At 37.0% G+C, this 23,042-nt stretch carries 23 protein-coding genes; 10 read left to right on the top strand and 13 right to left on the bottom strand.

Annotated elements, in window-relative coordinates; translation table 11 throughout:
- Position 1 precedes the first annotated feature (1 nt).
- The 4 genes from FB2170_RS01240 to FB2170_RS01225 form a co-directional block, all read right to left on the bottom strand.
- Positions 2-628, bottom strand: coding sequence for a peptidylprolyl isomerase (locus FB2170_RS01240; RefSeq protein ID WP_013304675.1), 627 nt, complete (start codon positions 626-628; stop codon positions 2-4).
- A 108-nt stretch (positions 629-736) separates the two neighbouring features.
- Entirely contained in the window at positions 737-949 is a 213-nt protein-coding gene (locus tag FB2170_RS01235; protein ID WP_041632969.1) for a DUF2892 domain-containing protein, read from the bottom strand.
- 148 nt (positions 950-1,097) lie between these two features.
- Entirely contained in the window at positions 1,098-1,979 is an 882-nt protein-coding gene (locus FB2170_RS01230; RefSeq protein WP_013304673.1) for an alpha/beta hydrolase, read from the bottom strand.
- Positions 1,980-2,037: 58 nt separating this feature from the next.
- Positions 2,038-2,388: a ribose-5-phosphate isomerase gene (locus FB2170_RS01225; RefSeq protein ID WP_013304672.1), complete on the bottom strand. Its 351-nt coding sequence runs from the start codon at positions 2,386-2,388 to the stop codon at positions 2,038-2,040.
- A 122-nt stretch (positions 2,389-2,510) separates the two neighbouring features.
- Between FB2170_RS01225 and FB2170_RS01220 the strand changes: the two genes are divergently transcribed.
- Genes FB2170_RS01220 through FB2170_RS01210 form a run of 3 tightly spaced genes read left to right on the top strand, consistent with a single transcriptional unit; the run spans position 2,511 to position 5,672 of the window.
- The gene (locus tag FB2170_RS01220) at positions 2,511-3,113 is read left to right on the top strand and encodes a SprT-like domain-containing protein (protein ID WP_013304671.1); all 603 of its coding nucleotides are present in this window, start codon (positions 2,511-2,513) and stop codon (positions 3,111-3,113) included.
- Between the two features lie 10 nt (positions 3,114-3,123).
- Complete coding sequence (locus FB2170_RS01215; protein ID WP_013304670.1) at positions 3,124-4,203, top strand: mannose-1-phosphate guanylyltransferase; 1,080 nt, start codon at positions 3,124-3,126, stop codon at positions 4,201-4,203.
- 2 nt (positions 4,204-4,205) lie between these two features.
- Positions 4,206-5,672, top strand: a complete 1,467-nt coding sequence (locus tag FB2170_RS01210; protein ID WP_013304669.1) for a DUF389 domain-containing protein — start codon at positions 4,206-4,208, stop codon at positions 5,670-5,672.
- Here the strand turns inward: FB2170_RS01210 and FB2170_RS01205 are convergent.
- Positions 5,669-6,436, bottom strand: coding sequence for an ABC transporter ATP-binding protein (locus FB2170_RS01205; RefSeq protein WP_013304668.1), 768 nt, complete (start codon positions 6,434-6,436; stop codon positions 5,669-5,671). The two genes, FB2170_RS01210 and FB2170_RS01205, sit on opposite strands and share 4 nt — an antisense overlap.
- Entirely contained in the window at positions 6,436-7,173 is a 738-nt protein-coding gene (locus tag FB2170_RS01200; RefSeq protein WP_041632627.1) for an MlaE family ABC transporter permease, read from the bottom strand. The genes FB2170_RS01205 and FB2170_RS01200 overlap by 1 nt, the downstream gene beginning before the upstream one ends.
- A 112-nt stretch (positions 7,174-7,285) precedes the next feature.
- On the opposite strand from FB2170_RS01200, the gene pafA reads away from it, so the two are divergent.
- Both pafA and murI read left to right on the top strand, forming a co-directional pair.
- Entirely contained in the window at positions 7,286-8,968 is a 1,683-nt protein-coding gene (gene pafA / locus FB2170_RS01195; RefSeq protein ID WP_013304666.1) for an alkaline phosphatase PafA, read from the top strand.
- A gap of 10 nt (positions 8,969-8,978) precedes the next feature.
- Positions 8,979-9,767: a glutamate racemase gene (murI, locus tag FB2170_RS01190; RefSeq protein ID WP_013304665.1), complete on the top strand. Its 789-nt coding sequence runs from the start codon at positions 8,979-8,981 to the stop codon at positions 9,765-9,767.
- A 10-nt stretch (positions 9,768-9,777) separates the two neighbouring features.
- Here murI and FB2170_RS01185 read toward each other — a convergent pair whose 3' ends face one another.
- Together FB2170_RS01185 and FB2170_RS01180 are read right to left on the bottom strand one after the other, a co-directional pair.
- On the bottom strand, positions 9,778-10,272 hold the full coding sequence (locus FB2170_RS01185) for a dihydrofolate reductase (protein ID WP_148232036.1): 495 nt from the start codon (positions 10,270-10,272) through the stop codon (positions 9,778-9,780).
- Positions 10,272-10,658 (bottom strand): 2TM domain-containing protein, encoded by a 387-nt coding sequence (locus FB2170_RS01180; protein ID WP_013304663.1) that lies wholly within the window; start codon positions 10,656-10,658, stop codon positions 10,272-10,274. The genes FB2170_RS01185 and FB2170_RS01180 overlap by 1 nt, the downstream gene beginning before the upstream one ends.
- A 245-nt stretch (positions 10,659-10,903) precedes the next feature.
- Between FB2170_RS01180 and FB2170_RS01175 the strand changes: the two genes are divergently transcribed.
- Complete coding sequence (locus tag FB2170_RS01175; RefSeq protein ID WP_013304662.1) at positions 10,904-11,200, top strand: isoamylase early set domain-containing protein; 297 nt, start codon at positions 10,904-10,906, stop codon at positions 11,198-11,200.
- Positions 11,201-11,272: 72 nt separating this feature from the next.
- On the opposite strand, the gene FB2170_RS01170 is transcribed toward FB2170_RS01175, so the two are convergent.
- The 5 genes from FB2170_RS01170 to FB2170_RS01150 all read right to left on the bottom strand — a co-directional run bounded on the left by FB2170_RS01170 (position 11,273) and on the right by FB2170_RS01150 (position 16,143).
- On the bottom strand, positions 11,273-12,097 hold the full coding sequence (locus tag FB2170_RS01170) for a thymidylate synthase (RefSeq protein ID WP_013304661.1): 825 nt from the start codon (positions 12,095-12,097) through the stop codon (positions 11,273-11,275).
- Between the two features lie 91 nt (positions 12,098-12,188).
- A complete protein-coding gene (locus tag FB2170_RS01165; RefSeq protein WP_013304660.1) occupies positions 12,189-13,649 on the bottom strand; it encodes a NupC/NupG family nucleoside CNT transporter in 1,461 nt (486 codons plus the stop codon).
- 15 nt (positions 13,650-13,664) lie between these two features.
- On the bottom strand, positions 13,665-14,294 hold the full coding sequence (locus FB2170_RS01160; protein ID WP_013304659.1) for a bifunctional nuclease family protein: 630 nt from the start codon (positions 14,292-14,294) through the stop codon (positions 13,665-13,667).
- Between the two features lie 89 nt (positions 14,295-14,383).
- Positions 14,384-15,352 carry an electron transfer flavoprotein subunit alpha/FixB family protein gene (locus FB2170_RS01155; RefSeq protein WP_013304658.1) on the bottom strand — a complete coding sequence of 323 codons (969 nt, stop codon included), beginning with the start codon at positions 15,350-15,352 and terminating at the stop codon, positions 14,384-14,386.
- A 44-nt stretch (positions 15,353-15,396) separates the two neighbouring features.
- The gene (locus FB2170_RS01150; protein ID WP_013304657.1) at positions 15,397-16,143 is read right to left on the bottom strand and encodes an electron transfer flavoprotein subunit beta/FixA family protein; all 747 of its coding nucleotides are present in this window, start codon (positions 16,141-16,143) and stop codon (positions 15,397-15,399) included.
- Positions 16,144-16,327: 184 nt separating this feature from the next.
- Here FB2170_RS01150 and FB2170_RS01145 point away from each other — a divergent pair, with 184 nt between their 5' ends.
- From FB2170_RS01145 to FB2170_RS01130, 4 genes are all read left to right on the top strand, one after another.
- Complete coding sequence (locus FB2170_RS01145) at positions 16,328-17,305, top strand: pyruvate dehydrogenase complex E1 component subunit beta (RefSeq protein ID WP_013304656.1); 978 nt, start codon at positions 16,328-16,330, stop codon at positions 17,303-17,305.
- Between the two features lie 109 nt (positions 17,306-17,414).
- Complete coding sequence (locus FB2170_RS01140) at positions 17,415-19,910, top strand: DUF5686 family protein (protein ID WP_013304655.1); 2,496 nt, start codon at positions 17,415-17,417, stop codon at positions 19,908-19,910.
- Positions 19,911-19,980: 70 nt separating this feature from the next.
- Entirely contained in the window at positions 19,981-20,508 is a 528-nt protein-coding gene (locus tag FB2170_RS01135) for an inorganic diphosphatase (protein ID WP_013304654.1), read from the top strand.
- Positions 20,509-20,626: 118 nt separating this feature from the next.
- A complete protein-coding gene (locus FB2170_RS01130; RefSeq protein ID WP_013304653.1) occupies positions 20,627-23,032 on the top strand; it encodes a sodium-translocating pyrophosphatase in 2,406 nt (801 codons plus the stop codon).
- The last annotated feature ends 10 nt before the right edge of the window (positions 23,033-23,042 follow it).

Genomic DNA, 23,042 nt, shown 5'->3' with positions numbered 1-23,042 from the left:
TTTAATCAACCAAATAGGCTTTATTGATAACATCCAATTCTGGGTATTTTTTTAGAAACGCTTCGCGATTATTAAGCATTTCTTCAAAGTGTTCCATAGTTTTGTCTCCATATCCTGAATATAACTTTTCAACTACCTCCATCCCTTTAGTTACCTTTCCGAACGAAGGAAACCCTTTTACCTCGTTATAGAAAATGGTATCTAATCTAGAGTTATTTCCAAGATTGATAAAGAGGTCTGAGGTTCTTGTTCCCTTTCCACTACGTGCAAAACTTAAGTAACCTTTTGTATTTCCTTGCTTAACATCTTCATCTGGTACTTTGACCGAATTCCATTTTTTATAAACAATACTGTCGTTTCCCCCAAACTGGGCAACAAATCCTGGATTCACACGATAAAAGAGGCTATTGTCAAAAAACTTATGTCTTACCAATTGATAAAAACGGTCAGCTGCTTTTGGTGAAAATCTTCGATCTACCAGAATCTCAAAATTTCCTTTAGAGGTTTCAAACCGTGTAGTGAAGCTTTGAGGAGCAATTTCTTTTGTCCATTTAATATTGAATGTTTTAGGACTGCATCCAATCATTAAAACTATAAGAAATACTATTAACTTATATTTTTTGATCATGATTCTGATTTGATATATGAAGTTAATATAAAATTGATTTAATTGGAACTATAAAAAGGTTGTGATTTACACCACAACCCTTAATTAAATTAGAAAATCTATAATTTCTTATTTTTTGTCTTTCATGGCACAAGTACTCAATCCGAAAGGAGCATAAAGCGGACAAAAGCTTATAAGGCTGGTCAATACAAAAACTCCTGCTAAAACCAGTAGAACAATGCCCAAAGTTCCAGGAATTATATTGGTAAAATAAAGAACTGCAATAATTGCTGCTATTAAAATTCTAACAATCTTATCCGTACTACCCATATTTTTTTTCATCTCAATAAATTTTAAATTAATCAAAGTTGGTTTAGTCATTGGATTTCAAGGTAATAAATAATCCAATGATTTAATATTCAAAATTAAGGTAAAAGGCATTATGGGATGTTAACTATGGTCACCATTAGAAAATTTTTATCAGCCATGACTAAAACTGGTTGTTTTTTATCCAATTCACAAATAAGGAAACCCATTGATCAGTTCCATCAGAACTTCTGCCCATACCAAATCCATGTCCTCCTTTTGGAAAAATATGCGTTTCTGCCAACACATTTTTATCAAATAATTCTTGGGCATAAAGTGTAGTTTCTTCAACCGGACAAATATCATCATCATTCGCATGAACCAAAAAAGCAGGAGGGGTTTTCTTCGTTACTAATTTGAGTAAGGTATTTTGTTTAATTTCCTCATTAGTAAGTTTCCTATAGTAGAGGCTTTTTTCCAACCATTCTAGATTGGCTTTTGAAAGTTTTGTTACACCATAAATTAATCCTGAAAAATCGGGATTTTCACTTTCATCCTTGCTCACCCAAAGACTTAGGACTGTTGCCAGATGACTGCCGGCAGAAAAACCAAGCACTCCTATTTGATTGTTGTCTATTTCAAAACGCGCGGCATTATCATGCATTAATTGTAGCGCTTTGCGACCATCACTTAGAGGTACCATGTGCGGTTTGCTGGATGTTTCGGGATTTGGTAATCTATATTTTAGAACAGCCGCCGTAACACCTTGTTTTGCCAATGATTCGGCTAAATCATATCCTTCATGATACATGGCCACAAGTTCGTACCCACCACCGGGGATGATTATAACGGCCTTCCCGGTGTTCTTGCCTTTGGCTTTGTAAATGGTGAGTGTAGGTTCAATAATATCGAAAACACAGCGGGTGCCCCAAGCTTCTTTTTCATATTCCTGGAGTTTATTTTCCTTATAATATGGTTTTTCTCCACTCCTCCATAATGCTATTTCTTCTTGGGCTTGGATTTGACAAAAAAATAGAAATAAGACAAATATGGTTGATGTTTTCATTTATTTGATTCCCGTGTTTTTCCTTAGGACTATTATTTAAAGTTACGATTAATAAAATTCAATTGTACCAAACTGCATATCCTTTCCTTCTCAATTCCATGGTGAGCAATTCCTCCATCTTTAGCGCTTTCTCCCTTGTTGATAATGGATCAATATGATTGTAGAGACTTGAACGCAAGTACATACCATATTTTTGAACAAGGTTGGATGACAATTTGTATCCCTTCTTATTTCTGTATCCCGATTTATGCTGTTCAAATCGTTCTTTAGGTGTTTTACTTGTCATTCCAACATACAGACATTGTAATACACCATTGAATTGAGGATTTGCGGCTCTGAACTTGGCGTTTTCTGAAAACACCCTTTTAGATAATTCAATCACATATACTCTGTAAGTGTTTTTGGGCATTTTCTAATCTTGAAAGATTCTTATTGCTAATAGAGTGTCAAGTTACCAAATTATCAAGGTAGTTTACATTAATGTATTTGAATATGTGATAAAGGAAACCTAAAAATCCTATTTTTGTGGTAATGGATGACATCCTTCAAAAATACCTCCCAGAGCGTGCTGTGGAACCTTGTCTACAACTCATTAAGGAATCTGGGGTTAATTTGAAAATTGTAAATCAAAGAATTACCAGACATGGTGATTATCGTAGACTTCCTAACGGTCTTCACCAGATTACGGTGAATGCCTCTTTGAACAAATACCGTTTTTTAATTACTCTTATTCATGAAATTGCACATTTGGCTGCTTTTGTAGAATATGGTCGTAATATTAAGCCGCATGGCTTAGAGTGGAAACGAACTTTTCAATATTTGATGCTTCCATTCATTAGACCAGAAATATTTCCATCAAAACTTCTTCCATTGCTTGCCAGACATTTTAGGAACCCCAAGGCAAGTAGTGATACAGATGCGGTTTTATCATTGGCCTTAAAGCAATACGATCAACAACAATCGGATAAATCGTTCGTTTTTGAATTACCAAGTGGAAGCGTATTCAGATTATATAATGGAAAACTCTTTAGAAAAGGAAAAAAACGTGTAAAGCGTTATGAATGTATTGAAATAACTTCTGGTAAAATATATTTGTTTCAACCCAATGCTGAGGTTGAATTAATTAAAGATTAAAAGGATTATTATGAACAAAAATTATTACGCAGTATTAATGGCCGGTGGTGTAGGATCGCGGTTTTGGCCAATCAGCACAACCGAAAACCCAAAGCAGTTCCATGACATGCTTGGGTCAGGACAAACCTTGATTCAAAAAACCTTTCAACGACTGAATAAATTTGTTCCGACTGAGAATATTTTGATATTGACGAATGAACGTTACAATGATTTGGTTTTGGAGCAACTCCCTTTGGTAAAGCAAGAACAAGTGGTTTTAGAGCCGGCGATGCGTAATACGGCTCCCTGTATTCTTTATGCGGCATTAAAGATTCAAAAAATGAATCCGGATGGGGTTATGATAGTAGCTCCAAGTGATCATTGGATTGAGGACGAGGATGCATTTGCTAAGAATGTTACAGAATGTTTTGATAAATGTGAAAGGGAAGAAGTATTGTGTACATTGGGTATAAAACCAACTTTTCCCAATACCGGGTTTGGTTATATTGAATTTGAGAAAGAAAGTGAAACTTCACTGAAAAAAGTAAATCAGTTTAGGGAAAAACCCGATTACGATACGGCTAAAGAGTTTCTCGCTCAAGGTAATTTTCTTTGGAATGCCGGTATCTTTATGTGGGGAGTGAATACTATCGTAAATGCATTTAAAAATTATCAGCCCTCGCAGTTTGAATTGTTTCAATCGGGACTTTCACATTACAACACCACAGATGAGGAGTCATTTATAAAGGAAAACTACCCAAAGGCCGAAAACATTTCGATAGATTATGCTATCTTAGAACAGTCCAAGGCAATATATGTTCTTCCGGCAACATTTGATTGGAACGACTTGGGAACTTGGGGTTCACTATATGATAAGCTAGACAAAGACGGAGATGATAATGCCGTCGTGAATAGTAAAGTGATTAGTGAAGATGCGAAAGGAAACATGATTAGGTCCCCAAAAGATAAAATAGTTGTGGTTGATGGTTTAAATGATTATATCATCGTCGATAAAGAAGAGGTTTTATTGATTTACCCCAAATCAAAGGAACAAGACATAAAACAAGTGTTGAGCAAAGTAAAAGATAAATTTGGCGACAAGTATGCTTAATCATGAGTGAAAATTTAAATGATGAAAATAACGTTCCCCTTAGTGAAAGCGCTAGTGGGGAAGAGGTGAAAAAAGACATCCAAGGACTTTTGGGTAGCACCAAGAAGTTTCTATCTGAACTTCTTGATATTCGAAAAAATACGGATCAAGAAGCTACCAAGGAAGCTATAATCGCTGATATACCTTTTAAGGGCCATACTTCATGGATCCTTGTTTGTTCAATTTTCATTGCTTCGGTGGGGTTGAATGCCAATTCGACTGCCGTAGTAATTGGTGCCATGCTAATTTCACCTTTAATGGGGCCAATTTTAGGCATTGGACTGTCTTTGGCAGTAAATGATGTGGATACCTTGCGAAGGTCTTTAAAAAACTTTACGGTCATGGTTGTTTTGAGCGTACTCACTGCCTATCTTTTTTTCGCTGTATTCCCATTACGAGATGAATCTTCTGAGTTGTTGGCAAGGACCTCGCCAGATATTCGGGATGTACTTATTGCTTTCTTTGGTGGTCTTGCACTTGTAATTGCAAGAGCAAAAAAAGGGACCATAGCTTCGGTTATTTTTGGGGTTGCAATTGCAACGGCCTTAATGCCGCCTCTATGTACTGTAGGCTTTGGACTCGCAATAGGTAATTATGACTATGCTGCGGGTGCAATGTATCTATTTAGTATCAATACCATTTTTATTGCCTTAGCTACATTTTTGGTTCTGAAATTACTGCGTTTCCCGATGGTTCGCTATGTGAATTCCAAAAAACGAAGGCTTATCGGAAGAACAGCCTCTTTATTTGCAATTTTGGTTATGGTGCCTGCGGGTATTACTTTTTGGGGTGCTCTACAAGAATCCCTGTTCAGAAAACAAGCACGGAGTTTCATTGAAGAAAAGGTTGCGCCATATCAATTCGAGGGTTCGGGAAGATTTATGGAGGACTTTACAGATATAGAATTCAATGATGGTGAAAATTCCATTATAGAATTGGTGTTCATGGGCAATGAAACTATACCAGACAATGTAATTGCCACTTGGAACAAACAAAAAAATGAAGATGATAGTTTTAATAGATTGAAGCATACTGAACTTCAGATTATCCAAGGAACCAAGAATGAGCAATTGGACCAGCTAAAATATGTAGATCAATTGTATGAGACGCAAAAGACCGAGTTGTTGGATAAGGATGCAAGAATAAAGGTTTTGGAAGAAGAACTGGGTAAACTGGGGAGAATGTCAATTCCTTTTGGTGATATAAGCTCTGAGGCCAAGACAAATTATGAGAATTTAGAATCTTTAGGTTTTGCTCCCACCATAAAGACAGATTTCAATAAACTTGATACGATTCCAATTTTTGAGGTTAAATGGAAACGAGATGCAAAAAGGTTCCAAACCGTAGCCGATACTAAAAAGTTGCATGCGTGGCTAAAACTCAGGTTAAAGGATAGTACAATTCAACTTAAGGAAGTAATTCAGGATTAATTACGCTCCTCAATATACATCTGTCTAACTTTCTTGAACAATTCAGAGGAATAAACAAAATTGGTTACCGCCTCATTATCGGTTCTGAAGATTTCGTCTTTTGTGCCTTCCCATTCCTTAATTCCATGTTTTAGAAAAATAATTTTTTCCCCAATTTCCATAACGGAGTTCATATCATGAGTGTTCACAACAGTCGTTATATCATATTCTTGTGTGATTTCCTGAATAAGATTGTCAATAATAATGGCTGTTTTGGGGTCAAGACCAGAATTGGGTTCATCACAAAACAAGTATGTTGGTTTCATTACAATCGCGCGTGCAATTGCAACACGTTTTTGCATTCCACCTGATAATTCAGAAGGATATTTTTTATGTGCATCGGGTAGGTTAACCCTTTTAAGTACAAAATCGACACGATCTTGCATTTCAGATTGTGATTGTTTGGTAAACATTTCCAATGGGAACATTACGTTCCCTTCAACAGTCATTGAGTCGAATAAAGCACTTCCCTGAAAAACCATTCCCATGTCCTGACGAAGATTTCGTTGTTCTTTGGTCGACAGTTCAGAGTATATTTTTCCGTCATGGCTAATAGTGCCTTTATCTGGACTAAAAAGCCCCAACAAGCATTTTAAGAACACGGTTTTACCAGACCCACTTTGACCAATGACCAAATTGGTTTTACCCTTGTCAAAAACGGTGCTAATGCCCTTTAAGATATGTGCATCTCCAAATGATTTGTGTATGTCGTTAACTTCAATCATTAGCCAAGTAACAGTTGTGTTAGAATGTAGTTAAGTATAATGATTACAACACTTGTCCACACGAACGAGGTAGTTGCTGCCTTCCCAACCTCTAATGCACCGCCTTTCATATAAAATCCGTGATAAGAGGGTATTGTTGCCAAAATAAAAGCAAAGACCAAGGTTTTGATAAAAGAATAGGTTACATGAAATGGTATAAAATCCAATTGAACGCCTTCAACAAAGTCCGCACTAGTACTGAAACCTCCAAACACACCTGCAAACCAGCCACCAAAAATCCCAACATACATTGAAATAGCAATGATAAAAGGATAAAGTAGCAAGGCTATTATTTTTGGAAAAACCAAATAGTTGAGTGCGTTAACCCCCATAACTTCTAGTGCATCAATCTGTTCGGTCACTCTCATGGTACCGATACTACTGGTTATGTAAGAACCTACTTTTCCAGCCATAATAATAGAACAAAAGGTAGGGGCGAATTCCAAAATTATCGACTGTCTTGTTGCAAACCCTACCAAATTCTTTGGGATAAGTTCGCTAGTAATATTCAAGGCCGTCTGTATTGCTACAACCCCTCCAATAAAAAATGAAATAAAAATGAGGATGCCTAGAGAGCCAAAGATAAGTTCATCAATCTCTTTAAGAATCAATGACCTCATTATGCTCCATTTAGTAGGTTTTCTAAAAACCTCTTTAATCATAATAGCATAGCTGCCAATTGATGCTAAATAATTCATAGAATAAATATAGACTTCCGATGGTAAAAATAGGAATAATGAATGTCTTTTAACCTTCATTTAATCTTTAAAGGGTTTATTTACATATTTTTGTACTATCAATTTACTACCCATGCATAAGAATTATTTACCTCTCCTTTTTGTTGCTTTCCTTTTAGTTTTCGGCAATTTTGAGGCAGTTGCCCAGAAAAAATCGAAAAAAGATAAAAGCATCGAAAATATTGATCATTTGCGAACCGCTCCCAAGTTGGTAGTTGGTATCGTGGTGGATCAGATGCGTTACGATTATTTAACATTGTTTTGGAACCATTATGGAGATGATGGTTTTAAAAGATTGGTCAACAAAGGTTTTAACTGTAAAAACAATCATTTTAATTATGCGCCAACAAGTACGGGGCCTGGTCATACTTCGGTATATACGGGCACAACCCCTTCTTCTCACGGGATAATAGGGAACAATTGGTACGACAAGGAAATGAATGCTGAAGTATATTGCGCATCTGACGATGACTATAAGTCCATTGGAACAACTTCGGATGCCGGAAAAATGTCACCTCACAGGATGACGGTCACCACCGTAACCGATCAATTGAAGTTGCACTATCAGATGCGAAGTAAGACTATTGCTATTGCCTTAAAAGATAGGGGAGCTGTATTACCCGGTGGTCATACCGCAAATGCTGCATATTGGTTTCACGGGGCTAATGAGGGAAACTGGATTACCAGTAGTTTTTATATGAATGAATTGCCGAAATGGGTAAATGATTTTAATAGTTCGAACGCAGCAGAGCAATATAAAAAACCATGGACTACAATTGGTGATATAAACACATATCTTGAAAGTGGATTGGATAACAATAAGTATGAAGGATTATTTGATGGGCAAACGGCTCCAACCTTTCCACATGATTTACCTTCTTTATGGAATACCAATGGTAAATATGATATAATTAAGGCAACTCCCTATGGGAATAGCATCACAGCAGATTTTGCTATTGCTGCTATTGATGGTGAAAACCTTGGGTCAGACTTAATTCCTGATTTTCTTGCGGTTAGTTTTTCTAGCACTGATTATGTGGGGCACAAGTACGGCGTAAATTCAAAAGAAATTCAGGACACCTATATTAGATTAGATAGAGATTTAACACGACTTTTTAAAGCTTTGGATAAAAAAGTGGGGGAAAATGAATATACAGTTTTTCTTACTGCAGATCATGCGGCGATACATGTACCTGCTTATCTTAAAGATCAAAGAATCCCCGCTGGTTATCACGATTGGGATGCTTTAAGGGCAGGTTTGGATGAGTTTTTGAAATATAAATATGGTACAGTTGATTTAATCAAGAATGTTTCAAATTATCAGGTGTTCCTAGATCATGACGTAATTGATAATTTAGATATGCAGATTGCCGAAGTACAAAATGAGATAGCTAGTGAGCTTATTAAAAACAAGGATATGGACCGAGTATATACAGGGCAGCAAATGTGGCAAAATGAATATACTCAAGGCATCCCCTATATTCTACAGAACGGCTATAACCAAAAGCGTTCTGGAGATGTTCTTATGGTACTGAAACCTGGAGTAATTAGTTATTCGATTACGGGTTCTACCCATGGTTCTCCTCAAATTTATGATACCCATTCTCCATTGATTTTTTATGGAAAAGGAATTCGAAGAGGGAGCACAGTGGAGCGTACAGAAATTCCTGATATTGCACCAACCATTTCTAGCTTGCTAGGTATAGCTTTTCCTAGCGGTTCTACGGGAAAACCAATTTCTAAAGTGATAAAATAAGCTTTTTGATATGAGTGTTGATCCCATAGGTATTTTTGATTCTGGTGTGGGTGGTACTTCCATTTGGAAAGAGATAAATGTCCAACTGCCAAATGAGAATACTGTTTATTTTGCGGATAGTGAAAATGCGCCGTATGGTGAAAAGTCTAGTGAAGAAATCATTCAATTAAGTGTCAAGAATACAGAGTTGCTATTGGGTAAAGGCTGCAAATTGATTGTGGTGGCATGTAACACTGCCACTACAAATGCCATTGATCACCTCAGGAAAAACTATGATGTGCCTTTTATTGGCATAGAACCAGCAATAAAACCAGCAGCGCTACAGTCCAAATCAAAAACTGTTGGCGTATTGGCGACAAAAGGTACGTTGACAAGTAGTCTTTTTCATAGTACTTCGGAAAATCACACCAATGGAATTACGGTTATTGAACAGGTAGGAAAAGGTCTAGTCCCATTAATTGAAGAAGGAAAGATAAACTCAAAAGAAACACGAGAACTACTTTTTTCCTACATTGGTCCCATGTTGGAAAAGGGAATTGACTATTTGGTATTGGGATGCACGCATTATCCTTATTTGATTCCGGTACTTAATGATTTAATACCAGATCATGTGAAAATAATAGACTCTGGAGAGGCGGTGGCACGACAAGCTAGGGCAGTTTTGGAACAAAAAAAAATAACGAATTCATCCCATAATACTGCGTATCATAAGTTTTATACAAATGCCGGTGTTTCTGTTTTAAAAAGTTTTTTGGAAGATGTTGAGGGAAGTTTAGAAATAAGTCATTTAGATTTTTAACTGTATTCAATTACATTCTAACATAAGTCAAATACGTAAAATCGTATTTATGCTTTTCATTTTTAGGATGGTATTCTGATTCAACCAATTTCCAGATGTTCTCATTCACTTCCGGAAAATAAGTGTCAGCGTTAAAATTTTCATGCACCCTAGTTATTTCTAATTTATCAGCAAATTTCTCTCCTTGTTTATAGATTTCACCGCCACCGATAATGAAAGGATTTTTATCATTTTTGGTCAGTTTTATTGCATTTTCCAGCGAGTGTACGACCCTGCATTCAGGATGTTCAACTTTATAATTTTCATCTCTTGTAATAATAATATGAGTTCTGTTGGGCAATGGTTTTGGAAAGCTTTCAAAAGTCTTTCTACCCATGATTATATAATGACCTGTGGTCAATTGTTTAAATCGCTTAAAATCATCGGGCAAATGCCAAAGCAAATCGTTGTCTTTGCCCAAAGCATTGTTTTCGCCAACAGCCGCTATCATTGTTATAGTCTGCACTAAAGTTTTTTTTTATTGATTTTCGAAAGTGGAAAATCGGTTTCTATCTCTTTTTGTATTTCTGCGATTCTATCTTTTTGTTTTAAGACTAACTTCTCCCTTTGCTTGCGTTCCCAATCTTTACCCATAAAATTTTGTGTGATAAAAACGTTGAAAACATGCATCACAAACAAAAAGGCCCAAAAAGTAATTGCCCAAATAAACCAATCGTATTCAACCCCGAATTTTAAGATTTTATTGATAAGTATTAAAAAAACACTTCCTATCAAAAAAACCACAAAATGCGAATACAATTTTTTCTTTTGTTTGATCCGTTCCTGGGCAGTTTCCAACAGTTCATGTTGTTCCAAATTCAACTCAGTTTTGTTCTTTTCTTTAGCAAACATGATAGTGTCTCTTTCTTCATTACAAAGATAAAGTATTTACTATTGTTATATAAAAGGGTATTTGATTGTAAGAATCAATAATTAACCGTTATGGATTTTACTTACATGTGAATTCTTTCAGTTAAATATTAAGAAGCTTGCCTAATTGTTATCCCGATATTGCGAAAATGATAAAAGTGATATTATTCATTGGGAATGAGAGGGTTATTGTTTTAATTTTGTCATGAATTTATAATGTTCATGTTATGGGAATTGCAAAAAAGTATTTGAAGACAAAGCCGGTCTGTAAGGTTACCTTTACCGTACCAGCAGAAGAAGCTAAAAAGGTGTCAGTTGTTGGGGATTTCAACAATTGGAACCCAAAAGGGAGCACCTTAAAGAAATTAAAAAACGGAACTTTTAAAGGAACGTTTGACCTTCCAAAAGAAAGTACCTATGAGTACAGGTATTTGGTTGATGGAAATTATGTAAACGAAGCTGAGGCTGATCGTTACCAATGGAATGATTATGCAGGGACTGAAAATGCGGTTCTAGAGCTTTAATCAAGGAAAAGGAAAATCAAAAAGCCCCAACAATTTAATTGTTGGGGCTTTTTCATGTAAATACTTTTAAGATTATACTGCCACAACTCCTTTAATATGAGGGTGTGGGTTGTAATCTACTAAACTAAAATCATCGAATTTAAAATCGAATATATCTTTTACCTCGGGATTTATGACCATCTTAGGTAGTGGTCGAGGTTCTCTACTAAGTTGAAGTTCAACTTGCTCCATGTGATTGTTGTAAATGTGCGCATCGCCGAAAGCGTGGATGAATTCACCGGGTTCATAGCCACAAACTTGGGCCATCATCATTGTGAATAGCGCATAGGAGGCAATATTAAAAGGAACACCTAAGAAGATATCGGCACTACGCTGATATAACTGACAAGATAATTTTCCGTCTGCCACATAAAATTGAAAGAAAGCATGACAAGGTGGGAGCGCGGCTTTTCCGTTGCCCACATTTTCTGAAAATGATTTTGAGGTATCGGGAAGCACGCTTGGATTCCAAGCAGAGACCAACATCCTTCTACTATTTGGATTATTTTTTAGTGAATGGACAACTTCTTTTATTTGGTCAATTTCCTCGCTGTTCCAATTACGCCATTGATGTCCGTAAACAGGTCCCAAATCACCTTTCTCATCGGCCCATTCATTCCAAATGCGAACGCCATTTTCTTGTAAATAGGCGATATTGGTTTCGCCTTTTAAGAACCATAGTAGTTCATGTACAATTGACTTCAAGTGTAATTTTTTGGTAGTTACCATAGGAAACCCTTCGCTAAGATCAAACCGCATTTGATGCCCAAAAACGCTTAAGGTTCCTGTGCCTGTTCGATCACCTTTTTGGCAACCATCCTTTAAAACTTGTTTTAGTAAGTCGTGGTACTGTTTCATTGAATACTCAAATTATAGAATGCTAAAGTAAAAAAAGGCGCTTCGAAAAGTTCAAAGAGATTAATGATTTTATCAAAAGGTTATTAACGAATCAACCTAAGATCATACCTGCTATAGTAGCAGAAAGTAAAGAGGCTAACGATCCACCCAATACGGCCCTCATTCCAAATTCGGAGAGTGTTTTACGTTGTCCAGGTGCCAAAGAACCGATTCCGCCTATTTGTATACCGATTGATGCAAAGTTTGCAAATCCACATAACATATAAGTTGCCATAATCACAGACTTGTTAAAAGTGAAATGTGAAGCATTGGCTATATCTTTTAATTGAGCTAATTGGATATAACCCACAAATTCACTTGCCACTAACTTAATTCCGAGAAGTTGCCCCATGAGCATAACATCCTCTTTGGCTACACCAATTAACCACATTAATGGGGCGAAAACTGTTCCTAGAATGGCTTCTAAGGAGAATGATTCATAAGGAGAATGGAGGGCAATCCAATTGTTTAAACCAGTGAAACTACCTACACCCCCTAAAATGCCATTGATCATGGCTATAAATGCGACAAAGACCAATAGCATAGCACCTACGTTCACGGCCAATTTTAACCCTTCTGTTGTACCATTTGCTATCGCATCTAAAATGTTTGAACCTATTTTTTCTGATGATACAGTTACTTCAGTGTTGATTTCTTCAGTCTGAGGATACAGCATTTTAGATATTACTATGGCGCCAGGAGCTGCCATAACGGAAGCAGCTAAAAGATGTTTGGCAAAATATAACCTCATTTCCGTATCATCACCGCCTAAAAATCCTATATATGCCGCCAATACTGCTCCAGCTACAGTGGCCATACCTCCAATCATCACAAGTAGTATTTCAGACTTGTTCATTTTCTCCAAATAGGCTTTTATTAGAAGTGGAGCTTCTGTTTGGCCTAGAAAAATATTGCCCGCAATACTTAGACTTTCTGCACCCGAAATTCCTAGTGATCTTGTAAGTAACCAGGCTAACCCTTTTACAATGAATTGGATAACACCTAAATAATATAGAACAGAAGTTAAAGCGGAAAAGAAAATAATAGTCGGCAATACCTGAAAAGCAAAAATATATCCGAATTTGTCCATGTCAACAACTAGACCTTCAAATAAAAACTGACTACCTGCTCTAGTGTATTCCAGTAATTCAACAAACCCACTACCAATCCATTCAAAAAGATTTTTGACAAATTCAACTTGAAGTACACCAATGGCAATAACCAATTGAATGCTTAAACCAATACCAACAGTTTTCCAATTGATGCCTCTTCTGTTGGCGCTAAAAAAATATGATATTAAGATAAGGACCAACATACCTAAGGCCCCTCTCCAAAGACTGTTTACGGAGAATCCCTCATTTGGCGCTATACCAGTAACATTTGTTGGGGAAATGTCATTTATTATGACTGTCTCGGCCACGGTGGAAATAGTATCTTGAGGTATTAAATCTTGGGAAATTACAGGCAGAGTACAAGCGAGAGTCAATATGAATACCCAAAATTTATTTTGCATGGAAGGTTCTGTTAATTAATTCCGTTTAGATATTTCATCCCTCAACTTAGCGGCCTTTTCGTAATCTTCATTTGCTACCGCTTTATCAAGCTCTTTTTTTAACTCGTCAATGGTTAACTCGGTATAAGCATCAGTGGCTCCAGTGTCTATTTCTACCGTTTCGCCTTCCTGAAGAATTTCATCGACCATTATGCTGTCATCATTTTCATCCTTATCGGAATCCTTTGAGGAAAATTTCAAGAATATCCCTGCTTTATCCAAAATGGTCTTATAAGTAAAGATGGGTGCGCTAAATCGTAAAGCCAAAGCTATGGCATCACTTGTTCTTGCATCGATTATTTCTTCAATCTTATCCCTTTCACATATAATGCTCGAATAAAAGACACCGTCAACCAATTTATGAATAATGACCTGTTTCACGACGATATCAAATCTATCTGCAAAATTCTTGAAAAGATCGTGGGTTAAAGGTCTTGGAGGTTTAATTTCCTTTTCCAAGGCAATGGCTATTGATTGTGCCTCAAAAGCACCAATAACGATGGGTAATTTTCGGTCACCATCAACTTCATTCAATATAAGGGCGTAAGCTCCGTTTTGTGTCTGGCTATACGATATTCCTTTTATTTTTAGTCTTACTAAACTCATAGGCAATAAAAAACCACAAAGGGCTGTTCAAATTAAAAGGGATGACCAATTAATTTGAACAGCCCTTTAGGAGCACAAATTAACAAAAATTAAGTGTTTTGGGCTTTAAATTCCTTTAATTTTTCAATGAGTTTTGGCACCACTTCAAAAGCGTCACCCACTATGCCGTAGTCTGCCGCCTTGAAAAAGGGAGCTTCTGCATCTGTATTTATCACAACTTTTGTTTTTGAGGCACTTACGCCAGCCAAATGCTGAATCGCACCTGAGATTCCAATAGCTATATAAAGGTTACTTGCTACCGGTTTTCCAGTTTGTCCTACATGTTCGCTATGAGGCCTCCATCCCATGTCAGAAACGGGTTTTGAGCAAGCAGTTGCTGCCCCTAAAACATCGGCCAACTCTTCTATCATTCCCCAGTTTTCAGGACCTTTTAATCCTCTTCCTCCAGAAACTACTATATCCGCATCGGCTATGGTGGCTTGGCCCACAACTTTGTCTATTTCAATCGATTTGGTTGAAAAGTCGGCATCATTTAAAGATGGGTTAAAATCTTCAACACTTGCTGTTGTATTATTTTCAACCGCTCCGAAAGAATTGTTCGAAACCCCAATTACTTTTGTATCGGTATTTATTTGTGTATGTGCAAATCCCTTGTTACTAAAAGCGGATCTTTTTACGGTAAACGGACTTGTGCTTTCTGGCGCAGCAACAACATTTGAAACATAGCCCGCACTTAATTTGGCGGCGATAATTGGAGCTAGATATTTGGTATCTGAGCTCGAGCTGACAACAATGACAGATGCACTTTCTTTGCTTGCTGCTTCTGTAATGGCATTGGCAAATGCTTTGGCATTGAAAGTATTTAATTGCTCGTTTGAAACGTTCAATACTTTTGAAACACCGTATTTACCAAGACTTTCATTTTCTGTTGAATTGAAAGAAATGGCGGTCACCGAGGATCCTAATTGCTTGGCAACTTCACTTGCATAAGAAGCGACCTCAAAAGCGTTCTTCTTGAATTTACCGTTATCTGATTCTGTATATACTAAAACTGACATAATTTTTTAAGATTTCAAATTGGATTGGACTTGCGTTGTTTGATTTATATAACCTTGGCTTCGTTATGTAAGAGGTTTATTAACTCCTCAACATTGGAAGCGTCAACCAACTTAACAGCTCCCTTTGGCGCTGGTTTGTCAAATTTGACATCGCTGGTGGCTTTAATGGCATCAACAGGTTCAACAACGTTCAATACTTTTTTTCTTGCCATCATAATACCTCGCATATTAGGTATGCGAAGGTCACTTTCATCAACCAGTCCTTTTTGTCCGCCTATCACTAAAGGCAAAGTAGTCGATAATTTTTCTTTTCCACCATCAATTTCACGAGTGGCAGTTGCATTATTACCTTCAACTTCCAACTCAATACAGGTGTTTACAAAATTCATACCCAGTAATGTGGCTAAGATGCCTGGGACCATACCACCATTATAATCGATGGATTCCCTTCCGGCAATAACCAAATCGTATCCTCCGTTTTTCACAACTTCAGCAAGTTGTTGCGCTACAAAATAACCATCAGTCGGTTCGGCATTTACTCTTATAGCCTCATCGGCACCAATTGCCAAGGCCTTGCGAATTGTAGATTCTGAGCTTGGTCCTCCAACGGTAGCTACGTGAACAGCTGCTCCTTGTTTTTCTTTAAACCACATGGCCCTAGTAAGGCCAAATTCATCATTTGGGTTAATGACGAACTGCACACCGTTGGTGTCAAATTTCGTGTCACCGTCGGTAAAATTAATCTTTGACGTAGTGTCCGGAACGTTGCTTATGCAAACTAATATCTTCATAAATGTAATATTTTCAGGTCTCTAAAAGAATGCTGCTAAGATAGGTATTCTTTTTATAGAATACTATGCACGCATAGTAAAATTTGTAACTTTTTTTAGTTCCTTCGAATTATTTTTTGATATATATTTTGCTATTTTTGCATGCATTTTTATCCGTTTTGGATATCTTAAATAAGAGCTATTAATGAAGACACTACAGTTTAGGCAAGCTATTGCGGAAGCAATGTCTGAGGAAATGAGAACGGATGAATCCATTTACCTTATGGGTGAAGAGGTGGCCGAGTATAATGGTGCCTACAAGGCTTCAAAAGGGATGTTGGATGAATTTGGGCCGGATAGAGTGATAGACACCCCTATTTCAGAATTAGGTTTTGCGGGTATTGGTGTAGGTTCCACATTGACCGGGAATAGACCCATTATAGAGTTTATGACCTTCAATTTTGCTTTGGTTGGTATTGATCAAATCATAAATAATGCAGCCAAAATCAGGCAAATGTCTGGAGGGCAGTTTAGTTGCCCAATAGTTTTTAGGGGTCCAACAGGTTCTGCCGGTCAATTGGCAGCAACTCATTCACAAGCATTTGAGAGCTGGTTTGCAAATTGTCCTGGTCTTAAGGTGGTTGTCCCTTCAAATCCAGCGGATGCCAAAGGGTTATTAAAATCTGCCATTAGAGATAATGACCCTGTGATTTTTATGGAGTCAGAACAGATGTATGGTGATAAAGGAGAGGTTCCAGAAGGTGAATATACTATTCCTTTGGGGGTTGCAGATATTAGAAGAGAAGGTTCTGATGTGACAATTGTTTCTTTTGGTAAAATCATTAAGCAGGCAGATAAAGCTGCTGATGAACTTTCAAAGGATGGGATTAGCTGTGAAATAATTGATTTACGTACGGTTAAGCCATTGGATTATGAGGCAATTTTAAATTCCGTTAAAAAAACAAATAGGTTGGTTATTTTGGAAGAGGCATGGCCTTATGGCAATGTCGCAAGTGAGATTACATTCCACGTGCAATCGAATGCTTTTGATTATTTGGATGCACCTATACAGAAAATAAATACTGCAGATACACCAGCACCTTATTCTCCTGTTTTATTGGCGGAGTGGTTACCAGACCATGAAGATGTAATAAATGCCGTTAAAAAAGTGTTATATAAATAAGAGATACAAATTTGTAAAGTAATTTAGCTTCGCCGACCTAGTGTTGACGAAGCTTTTATTTTAATGGTACATTCTTTGATAAGATTGTAAGTCGAATATTCAATTATACATGAAGAATTTTCTATTCCTTTTCTTTTTTCTTTTTTCTTTGATTATATGGTCGCAGACCAAGGTTGGTGGTACTGTGATTGATGAGTCCGGGGAGCCTGTTGCGTTTGCCAATGTAATTTTCAAAAATTCCACTGAAGGGACGACTACAGATGATAATGGTAATTTTTATATGGAATCGGATGCTTCGTACGATATTCTCGAAATCTCTTTTATTGGTTACGAAACCCAAGATATCGAGCTTACGTCAAGGGTTACCTATAAAATGAAAATTACCATGCTAGAAGGTAGCCAGCAATTAAAAGAGGTTATAATATATGCGGGAAAACAATCCAAAAAGAATAATCCTGCGGTAGATTTACTACGTAAAATTTGGGCAAAGAAAAGGGTTAATGGATTGCGCATGTTCAAACAATACCAATATGATAAGTATGAAAAAGTAGAGTTTGATTTAAATACCATAGATAGTGCACTAATGAAGAAGAAGATCTTCAAGGGGATGGAATTTGTTTTTCAAGATTTGGATACTTCTCGAATTACCGGTAAAACATATCTCCCTATCTTTTTAAACGAAACCTTTGCAAAAGTTTATGGTGACAATATAACAAAGGTTGAGAAAGAAGATGTCCTTGGTAATAAGAATTCAGGCTTTGATAATAATCAAGCAATAATTGCCTTCGTTGAAGACCTGTACCAGGACTATGATGTTTATGATAATTATTTAAAATTTTTTGACAAAAGCTTTACAAGTCCTTTATCTAGAACCGGTATAGACACTTATAATTACGTGTTGAGAGATAGCGCTTTTATTGATAATAAATGGTGTTATAACATTACCTATTACCCGAGGCGAAAAAATGAACTTACGTTTAAAGGTGATTTTTGGGTAAACGATTCAACCTATGCTATAAAAAACATAAACCTTGAGGTGACCAAAAGTGCCAATATAAACTGGGTCAAAGAGATTTACATTGAACAGGATTTTGATGTGGTAAGCGACTCTGTTTTTCTTTTGAAAAGAGATTATATGCTAACCGATTTCAGTTTTAACAAAAAAGAAAAATCAAAAGGGGTTTATGGTAAGCGTACCACTGTTTATGGTGACTATAAGTTTGATATTGAAAAGCCCAGGGATTTTTATAAAGCCAAAAGCAACGAATTTGACCCTTTGGTATTAAATAGGGATGACACTTTTTGGGACAACAGTAGATTGGAATCCTTGAACAAGGATGAACAAGGAATCTATCAGTTGTTGGATACACTTAAAACAGTGCCAAAGTTTAAAACCTTCTATAATATAGCGAGTATTTTGGGTTCAGGTTATATCGAAATTGATAAATGGAATGTTGATATAGGCGATGTATACAGTGTTTTTGGTTATAATGATGCCGAAGGAATACGATTACGAGGAGGGGCAAGAACTTATTTTGGACAGAACGATCCTTGGCGATTGGAAGGTTATATGGCGTATGGTTTCATGGACAAAAAAGCAAAGCACGGTTTTTCTGCCAAATTTTTATTGGATAAAAAAAGTAGATTGATGATTTCGGGAGGTAATCGTCGAGATGTAGAACAACTAGGCTTGAGCTTAACTTCTACAAATGATGTGATGGGCCGCAGTATTGCGTCTTCCTCAGTATTAACCGTTGGATCAAATGATAGGCTTACCAATATTAATCTAAGTACTGTGAGTTTAGAAATTGAACCTGTCACCAATTTTAGGGTAAGGGTTGGAAGTTCTTTCAGAACGTTGAGTTCGGCCTTGCCAGACGCTTTTAACCTAGATTATGTTGACCCTGATTCGCCATCCGGAATATCTTCTGAGGTAAAGCAATTCGATATTAACACTTTGCTGGTTTATACTCCTGGTAAACGAACTATTGGGTATGGTGTTGAGCGTTATGACATCAATGACACATATAGCACCTTGTTGTTGAATTATACGAGAGGTTTTGAAGGTTTCTTGGAAAGTGATTTTGACTATAGCAAACTACAGTTCTCATACAGCCAACCTTGGCAAGTGGGTGGTTTTGGTAGACTAAATAGTACCATCGAGGTTGGTAAAACTTTTGGCGAAGTTCCATTGAGCCTTTTGAATGTGGTTCCAGGTAACCAAACCCTGTTCACTATATATAAGACATTTCCTAATTTGGATTTTTATGAGTTCGTCACAGATACGTATGCATCAGTCCATCTGGAGCATAATTTTAATGGAAGATTATTTTCAAGAATACCAATAATACGCAAATGGAATTTAAGGGAGTTCGTTGGGTTAAGAGGTGTTTGGGGAGATCTTTCACAGGAGAATATTGCACTAAGTAGCCCTACAAATATTCCTCTGCAAGCACCTACTGATCAGATTTATTGGGAATATTCCGTTGGGGTTGGTAATATTCTAAAATTCTTTAGGATTGACTTTAATTTTAGGGGAAATTATCTTGATAGCCCAAATGCCAGACCGTTTAGCGTTACTGGCGAATTTGGCTTTCACTTTTAATAATGCACATATAATTAATAAACACTCGTATAACCATTTGAATTAACTTTGCAGAATATAAAAAACAACTATGAGTAAAAAAGAAAATATCACTTTCGATGTGTTGGTAGAAATACCTAAAGGAAGTCGTAATAAATATGAATACGATTTTACCTTACATAAAATTAGATTTGACCGTACCTTGTTTTCTTCGATGATGTATCCTGGGGATTACGGTTTCATACCGGAAACCTTGGCTCTTGATAAAGACCCATTGGATGTTTTGGTTTTGTGTACCGAACCAACTTTTCCTATGGTTGTTGTTGAAGTAAAGCCTATCGGCGTTTTTCATATGACCGATGAAAAAGGTCCGGATGAAAAAATTATTTGCGTACCTATCTCTGACCCGATTTGGAGTAAAAGGAACGACATTTCAGATGTGAACCCACATAGATTAAAAGAAATTGAGCATTTCTTTCAGGTTTATAAAGACTTAGAAGAAAAGAAGGTTGACGTTGGCGGTTGGGGAGATGCCAAGGAAGCAATCGAAATTTACCATAAATGTGTAGAACGTTACGACAACAGTGAGCATAAGAAAAAAAGAACTTTCACTATTTAGTGAATAAAAGTTTAACCTAAGAAAAGCGGGCATTTATTATTAATTGCCCGCTTTTTTTATCTATTTGATTTTACTATTTTAGCAGCCGTTAAAAAAAACTTAAAAACAACTAAACGAAATGGAATTAGTAATTCAATTATTACCAGTATTTGGAGTCGTAGCACTGCTGTTTGTGTTTGTGAAAAACATGTGGGTTTCTAAACAAGAAGTAGGTGACGATAAAATGGCTAGAATTGCCAAGAATATTGCAGATGGTGCAATGTCTTTTTTAAAGGCAGAGTATAAGATTCTCTCAATTTTTGTAATAGCGGTGGCTATTCTTTTGTATTTCAAAGGAAATAGTGAAGTAGGATCAAACGGAATGGTTGCGCTCTCATTTGTAGTAGGTGCTATTTGTTCTGCTTTAGCTGGCTTTATAGGAATGAAAGTTGCCACTAAAGCAAATGTTCGAACAACCCAAGCTGCTAAAACTTCTTTAGGAAAAGCATTGGAAGTTGCCTTTGCTGGTGGGGCTGTAATGGGACTAGGTGTTGTTGGTCTTGGAGTTTTAGGACTTAGTGGTTTATTTATGGCGTATCAATCTATATGGCCAGGAGCTGAGAATTTAGGTTTGGTGTTGAATGTTCTTTCCGGATTTTCTTTAGGAGCATCTTCGATAGCATTGTTTGCTAGAGTAGGTGGTGGTATTTATACCAAAGCTGCTGATGTTGGTGCTGACTTGGTAGGTAAAGTTGAAGCAGGTATTCCTGAAGATCACCCTTTAAACCCAGCTACTATTGCTGATAATGTTGGTGATAATGTTGGTGATGTTGCCGGTATGGGAGCTGATTTATTTGAATCTTATGTAGGTTCTATTATTGGCACAATGGTATTAGGGGCATTTATTATTACTCCTGATTTTGCAGGTTTAGGCGCTGTATACCTTCCATTGGTACTAGCTGCTGTGGGTATTTTAATGTCTATTGTCGGTACTTTCTTTGTTAAAGTTAAAGATGGTGGAAATCCACAAACTGCATTAAATATTGGAGAATTTGGCTCTGCTGGGTTAATGGTGGTAGCTTCGTACTTTATTATTAATGCATTGATTCCTGAAAGTGTTGAAGGTTTACCTCATGGAGCAATGGGAATTTTTTGGGCTACTTTGGCTGGTCTTGTAGCTGGTTTGGGAGTAGGGAAGATTACTGAATATTACACAGGTACTGGAACTAAACCAGTAAATTCTATTGTTGCGCAATCTGAAACGGGTGCCGCAACAAACATAATCGCTGGCTTAGGTGTAGGTATGATGTCTACCATGATTCCTATCTTATTAATTGCTGCAGCGATTTTAGTGTCTCATCATTTTGCCGGTTTATATGGTATTGCAATTGCCGCAGTAGGTATGTTGGCAAACACTGGTATTCAATTAGCTGTTGATGCATACGGGCCAATTTCTGATAATGCTGGTGGTATTGCAGAGATGGCAGAATTAGATCCTGAAGTACGAGAACGCACTGATAAATTGGATGCTGTAGGTAATACAACTGCTGCTATTGGAAAAGGTTTTGCAATTGCTTCTGCTGCTTTAACTGCTTTGGCTTTATTCTCTGCCTTTATGAAGGTTGCCAATGTTACATCTATTGATGTATCTAAACCAACCATTATGGCAGGACTTCTTGTCGGTGGAATGCTTCCTTTTGTATTTTCTGCATTATCTATGAATGCAGTAGGAAGGGCAGCTATGGCCATGATTGAAGAGGTTCGTCGTCAGTTTAGAGATATTCCCCAATTGAAAGCAGCTCTAGAAGTAATGAGAGCAGTTGATTCAGATATGTCAAAAGCAACGCCTGAACAACGTGCGATTTTTGATGAAGCAGATGGACTAGCTGAGTATGATAAATGTGTTGACATTTCTACGAAAGCATCTATTAAAGAAATGGTCTTACCTGGTCTACTGGCAATTGCAGTACCGGTAGCTGTTGGTTTTATTGGTGGCGCTGAAATGTTAGGGGGCCTATTGGCTGGTGTTACAACCTGTGGTGTATTAATGGCAATTTTTCAATCGAACGCAGGTGGTGCTTGGGATAATGCTAAGAAGATGATTGAATCTGATGGTAGAAAAGGTACTGATGCGCATAAAGCGGCTGTAGTTGGTGATACTGTTGGTGATCCATTTAAAGATACATCTGGTCCTTCTTTGAATATTCTTTTAAAATTAATGTCTGTTGTTGCTTTGGTAATCGCACCAAGTATCGCTATATCTGCTGATACTTTAACTGCATACAATGGGGAAAAAGCTGCTACTGAAATGGTTGCTCAAGAGGTTCAGAAGGAAGTACGTGTTGAAATGAAGAAAGGTGATGATGGGATTGTTAACGCCACGGTTACAACAACGACTACTGAGAACGGACAACAGTCAGTTAAGGAAGAAGTGTTCACTGGAACTGAAGAAGAAGTGAAAGCGAAAGTTGAAGCTTATAAGGGTACTGAAGGTAATCTTAAGATTAAAATTAAAAAAGAGATTGAAGAGGTTATTGAGGAATAATAATCTTAGA

The organism is Maribacter sp. HTCC2170, from assembly GCF_000153165.2.
Taxonomy (GTDB): domain Bacteria; phylum Bacteroidota; class Bacteroidia; order Flavobacteriales; family Flavobacteriaceae; genus Maribacter_A.
The sequence above is the reverse complement of the archived record's forward strand: the minus strand, read 5'-3'. Positions and strand labels throughout refer to the sequence as shown.

Coding starts and splice junctions, on each gene's coding strand:
- FB2170_RS01235 (WP_041632969.1), bottom strand. CDS start 949: ATGAAAAAAAATATGGGTAGTACGGATAAGATTGTTAGAATTTTAATA.
- FB2170_RS01180 (WP_013304663.1), bottom strand. CDS start 10,658: ATGTTTGCTAAAGAAAAGAACAAAACTGAGTTGAATTTGGAACAACAT.
- FB2170_RS01170 (WP_013304661.1), bottom strand. CDS start 12,097: ATGAAACAGTACCACGACTTACTAAAACAAGTTTTAAAGGATGGTTGC.
- FB2170_RS01200 (WP_041632627.1), bottom strand. CDS start 7,173: ATGAATTATTTAGCATCAATTGGCAGCTATGCTATTATGATTAAAGAG.
- FB2170_RS01140 (WP_013304655.1), top strand. CDS start 17,415: ATGAAGAATTTTCTATTCCTTTTCTTTTTTCTTTTTTCTTTGATTATA.
- FB2170_RS01165 (WP_013304660.1), bottom strand. CDS start 13,649: ATGCAAAATAAATTTTGGGTATTCATATTGACTCTCGCTTGTACTCTG.
- FB2170_RS01220 (WP_013304671.1), top strand. CDS start 2,511: ATGGATGACATCCTTCAAAAATACCTCCCAGAGCGTGCTGTGGAACCT.
- FB2170_RS01210 (WP_013304669.1), top strand. CDS start 4,206: ATGAGTGAAAATTTAAATGATGAAAATAACGTTCCCCTTAGTGAAAGC.
- FB2170_RS01135 (WP_013304654.1), top strand. CDS start 19,981: ATGAGTAAAAAAGAAAATATCACTTTCGATGTGTTGGTAGAAATACCT.
- FB2170_RS01160 (WP_013304659.1), bottom strand. CDS start 14,294: ATGAGTTTAGTAAGACTAAAAATAAAAGGAATATCGTATAGCCAGACA.
- FB2170_RS01225 (WP_013304672.1), bottom strand. CDS start 2,388: ATGCCCAAAAACACTTACAGAGTATATGTGATTGAATTATCTAAAAGG.
- pafA (WP_013304666.1), top strand. CDS start 7,286: ATGCATAAGAATTATTTACCTCTCCTTTTTGTTGCTTTCCTTTTAGTT.
- FB2170_RS01155 (WP_013304658.1), bottom strand. CDS start 15,352: ATGTCAGTTTTAGTATATACAGAATCAGATAACGGTAAATTCAAGAAG.
- FB2170_RS01205 (WP_013304668.1), bottom strand. CDS start 6,436: ATGATTGAAGTTAACGACATACACAAATCATTTGGAGATGCACATATC.
- FB2170_RS01215 (WP_013304670.1), top strand. CDS start 3,124: ATGAACAAAAATTATTACGCAGTATTAATGGCCGGTGGTGTAGGATCG.
- FB2170_RS01240 (WP_013304675.1), bottom strand. CDS start 628: ATGATCAAAAAATATAAGTTAATAGTATTTCTTATAGTTTTAATGATT.
- FB2170_RS01130 (WP_013304653.1), top strand. CDS start 20,627: ATGGAATTAGTAATTCAATTATTACCAGTATTTGGAGTCGTAGCACTG.
- murI (WP_013304665.1), top strand. CDS start 8,979: ATGAGTGTTGATCCCATAGGTATTTTTGATTCTGGTGTGGGTGGTACT.
- FB2170_RS01145 (WP_013304656.1), top strand. CDS start 16,328: ATGAAGACACTACAGTTTAGGCAAGCTATTGCGGAAGCAATGTCTGAG.
- FB2170_RS01150 (WP_013304657.1), bottom strand. CDS start 16,143: ATGAAGATATTAGTTTGCATAAGCAACGTTCCGGACACTACGTCAAAG.
- FB2170_RS01175 (WP_013304662.1), top strand. CDS start 10,904: ATGGGAATTGCAAAAAAGTATTTGAAGACAAAGCCGGTCTGTAAGGTT.
- FB2170_RS01230 (WP_013304673.1), bottom strand. CDS start 1,979: ATGAAAACATCAACCATATTTGTCTTATTTCTATTTTTTTGTCAAATC.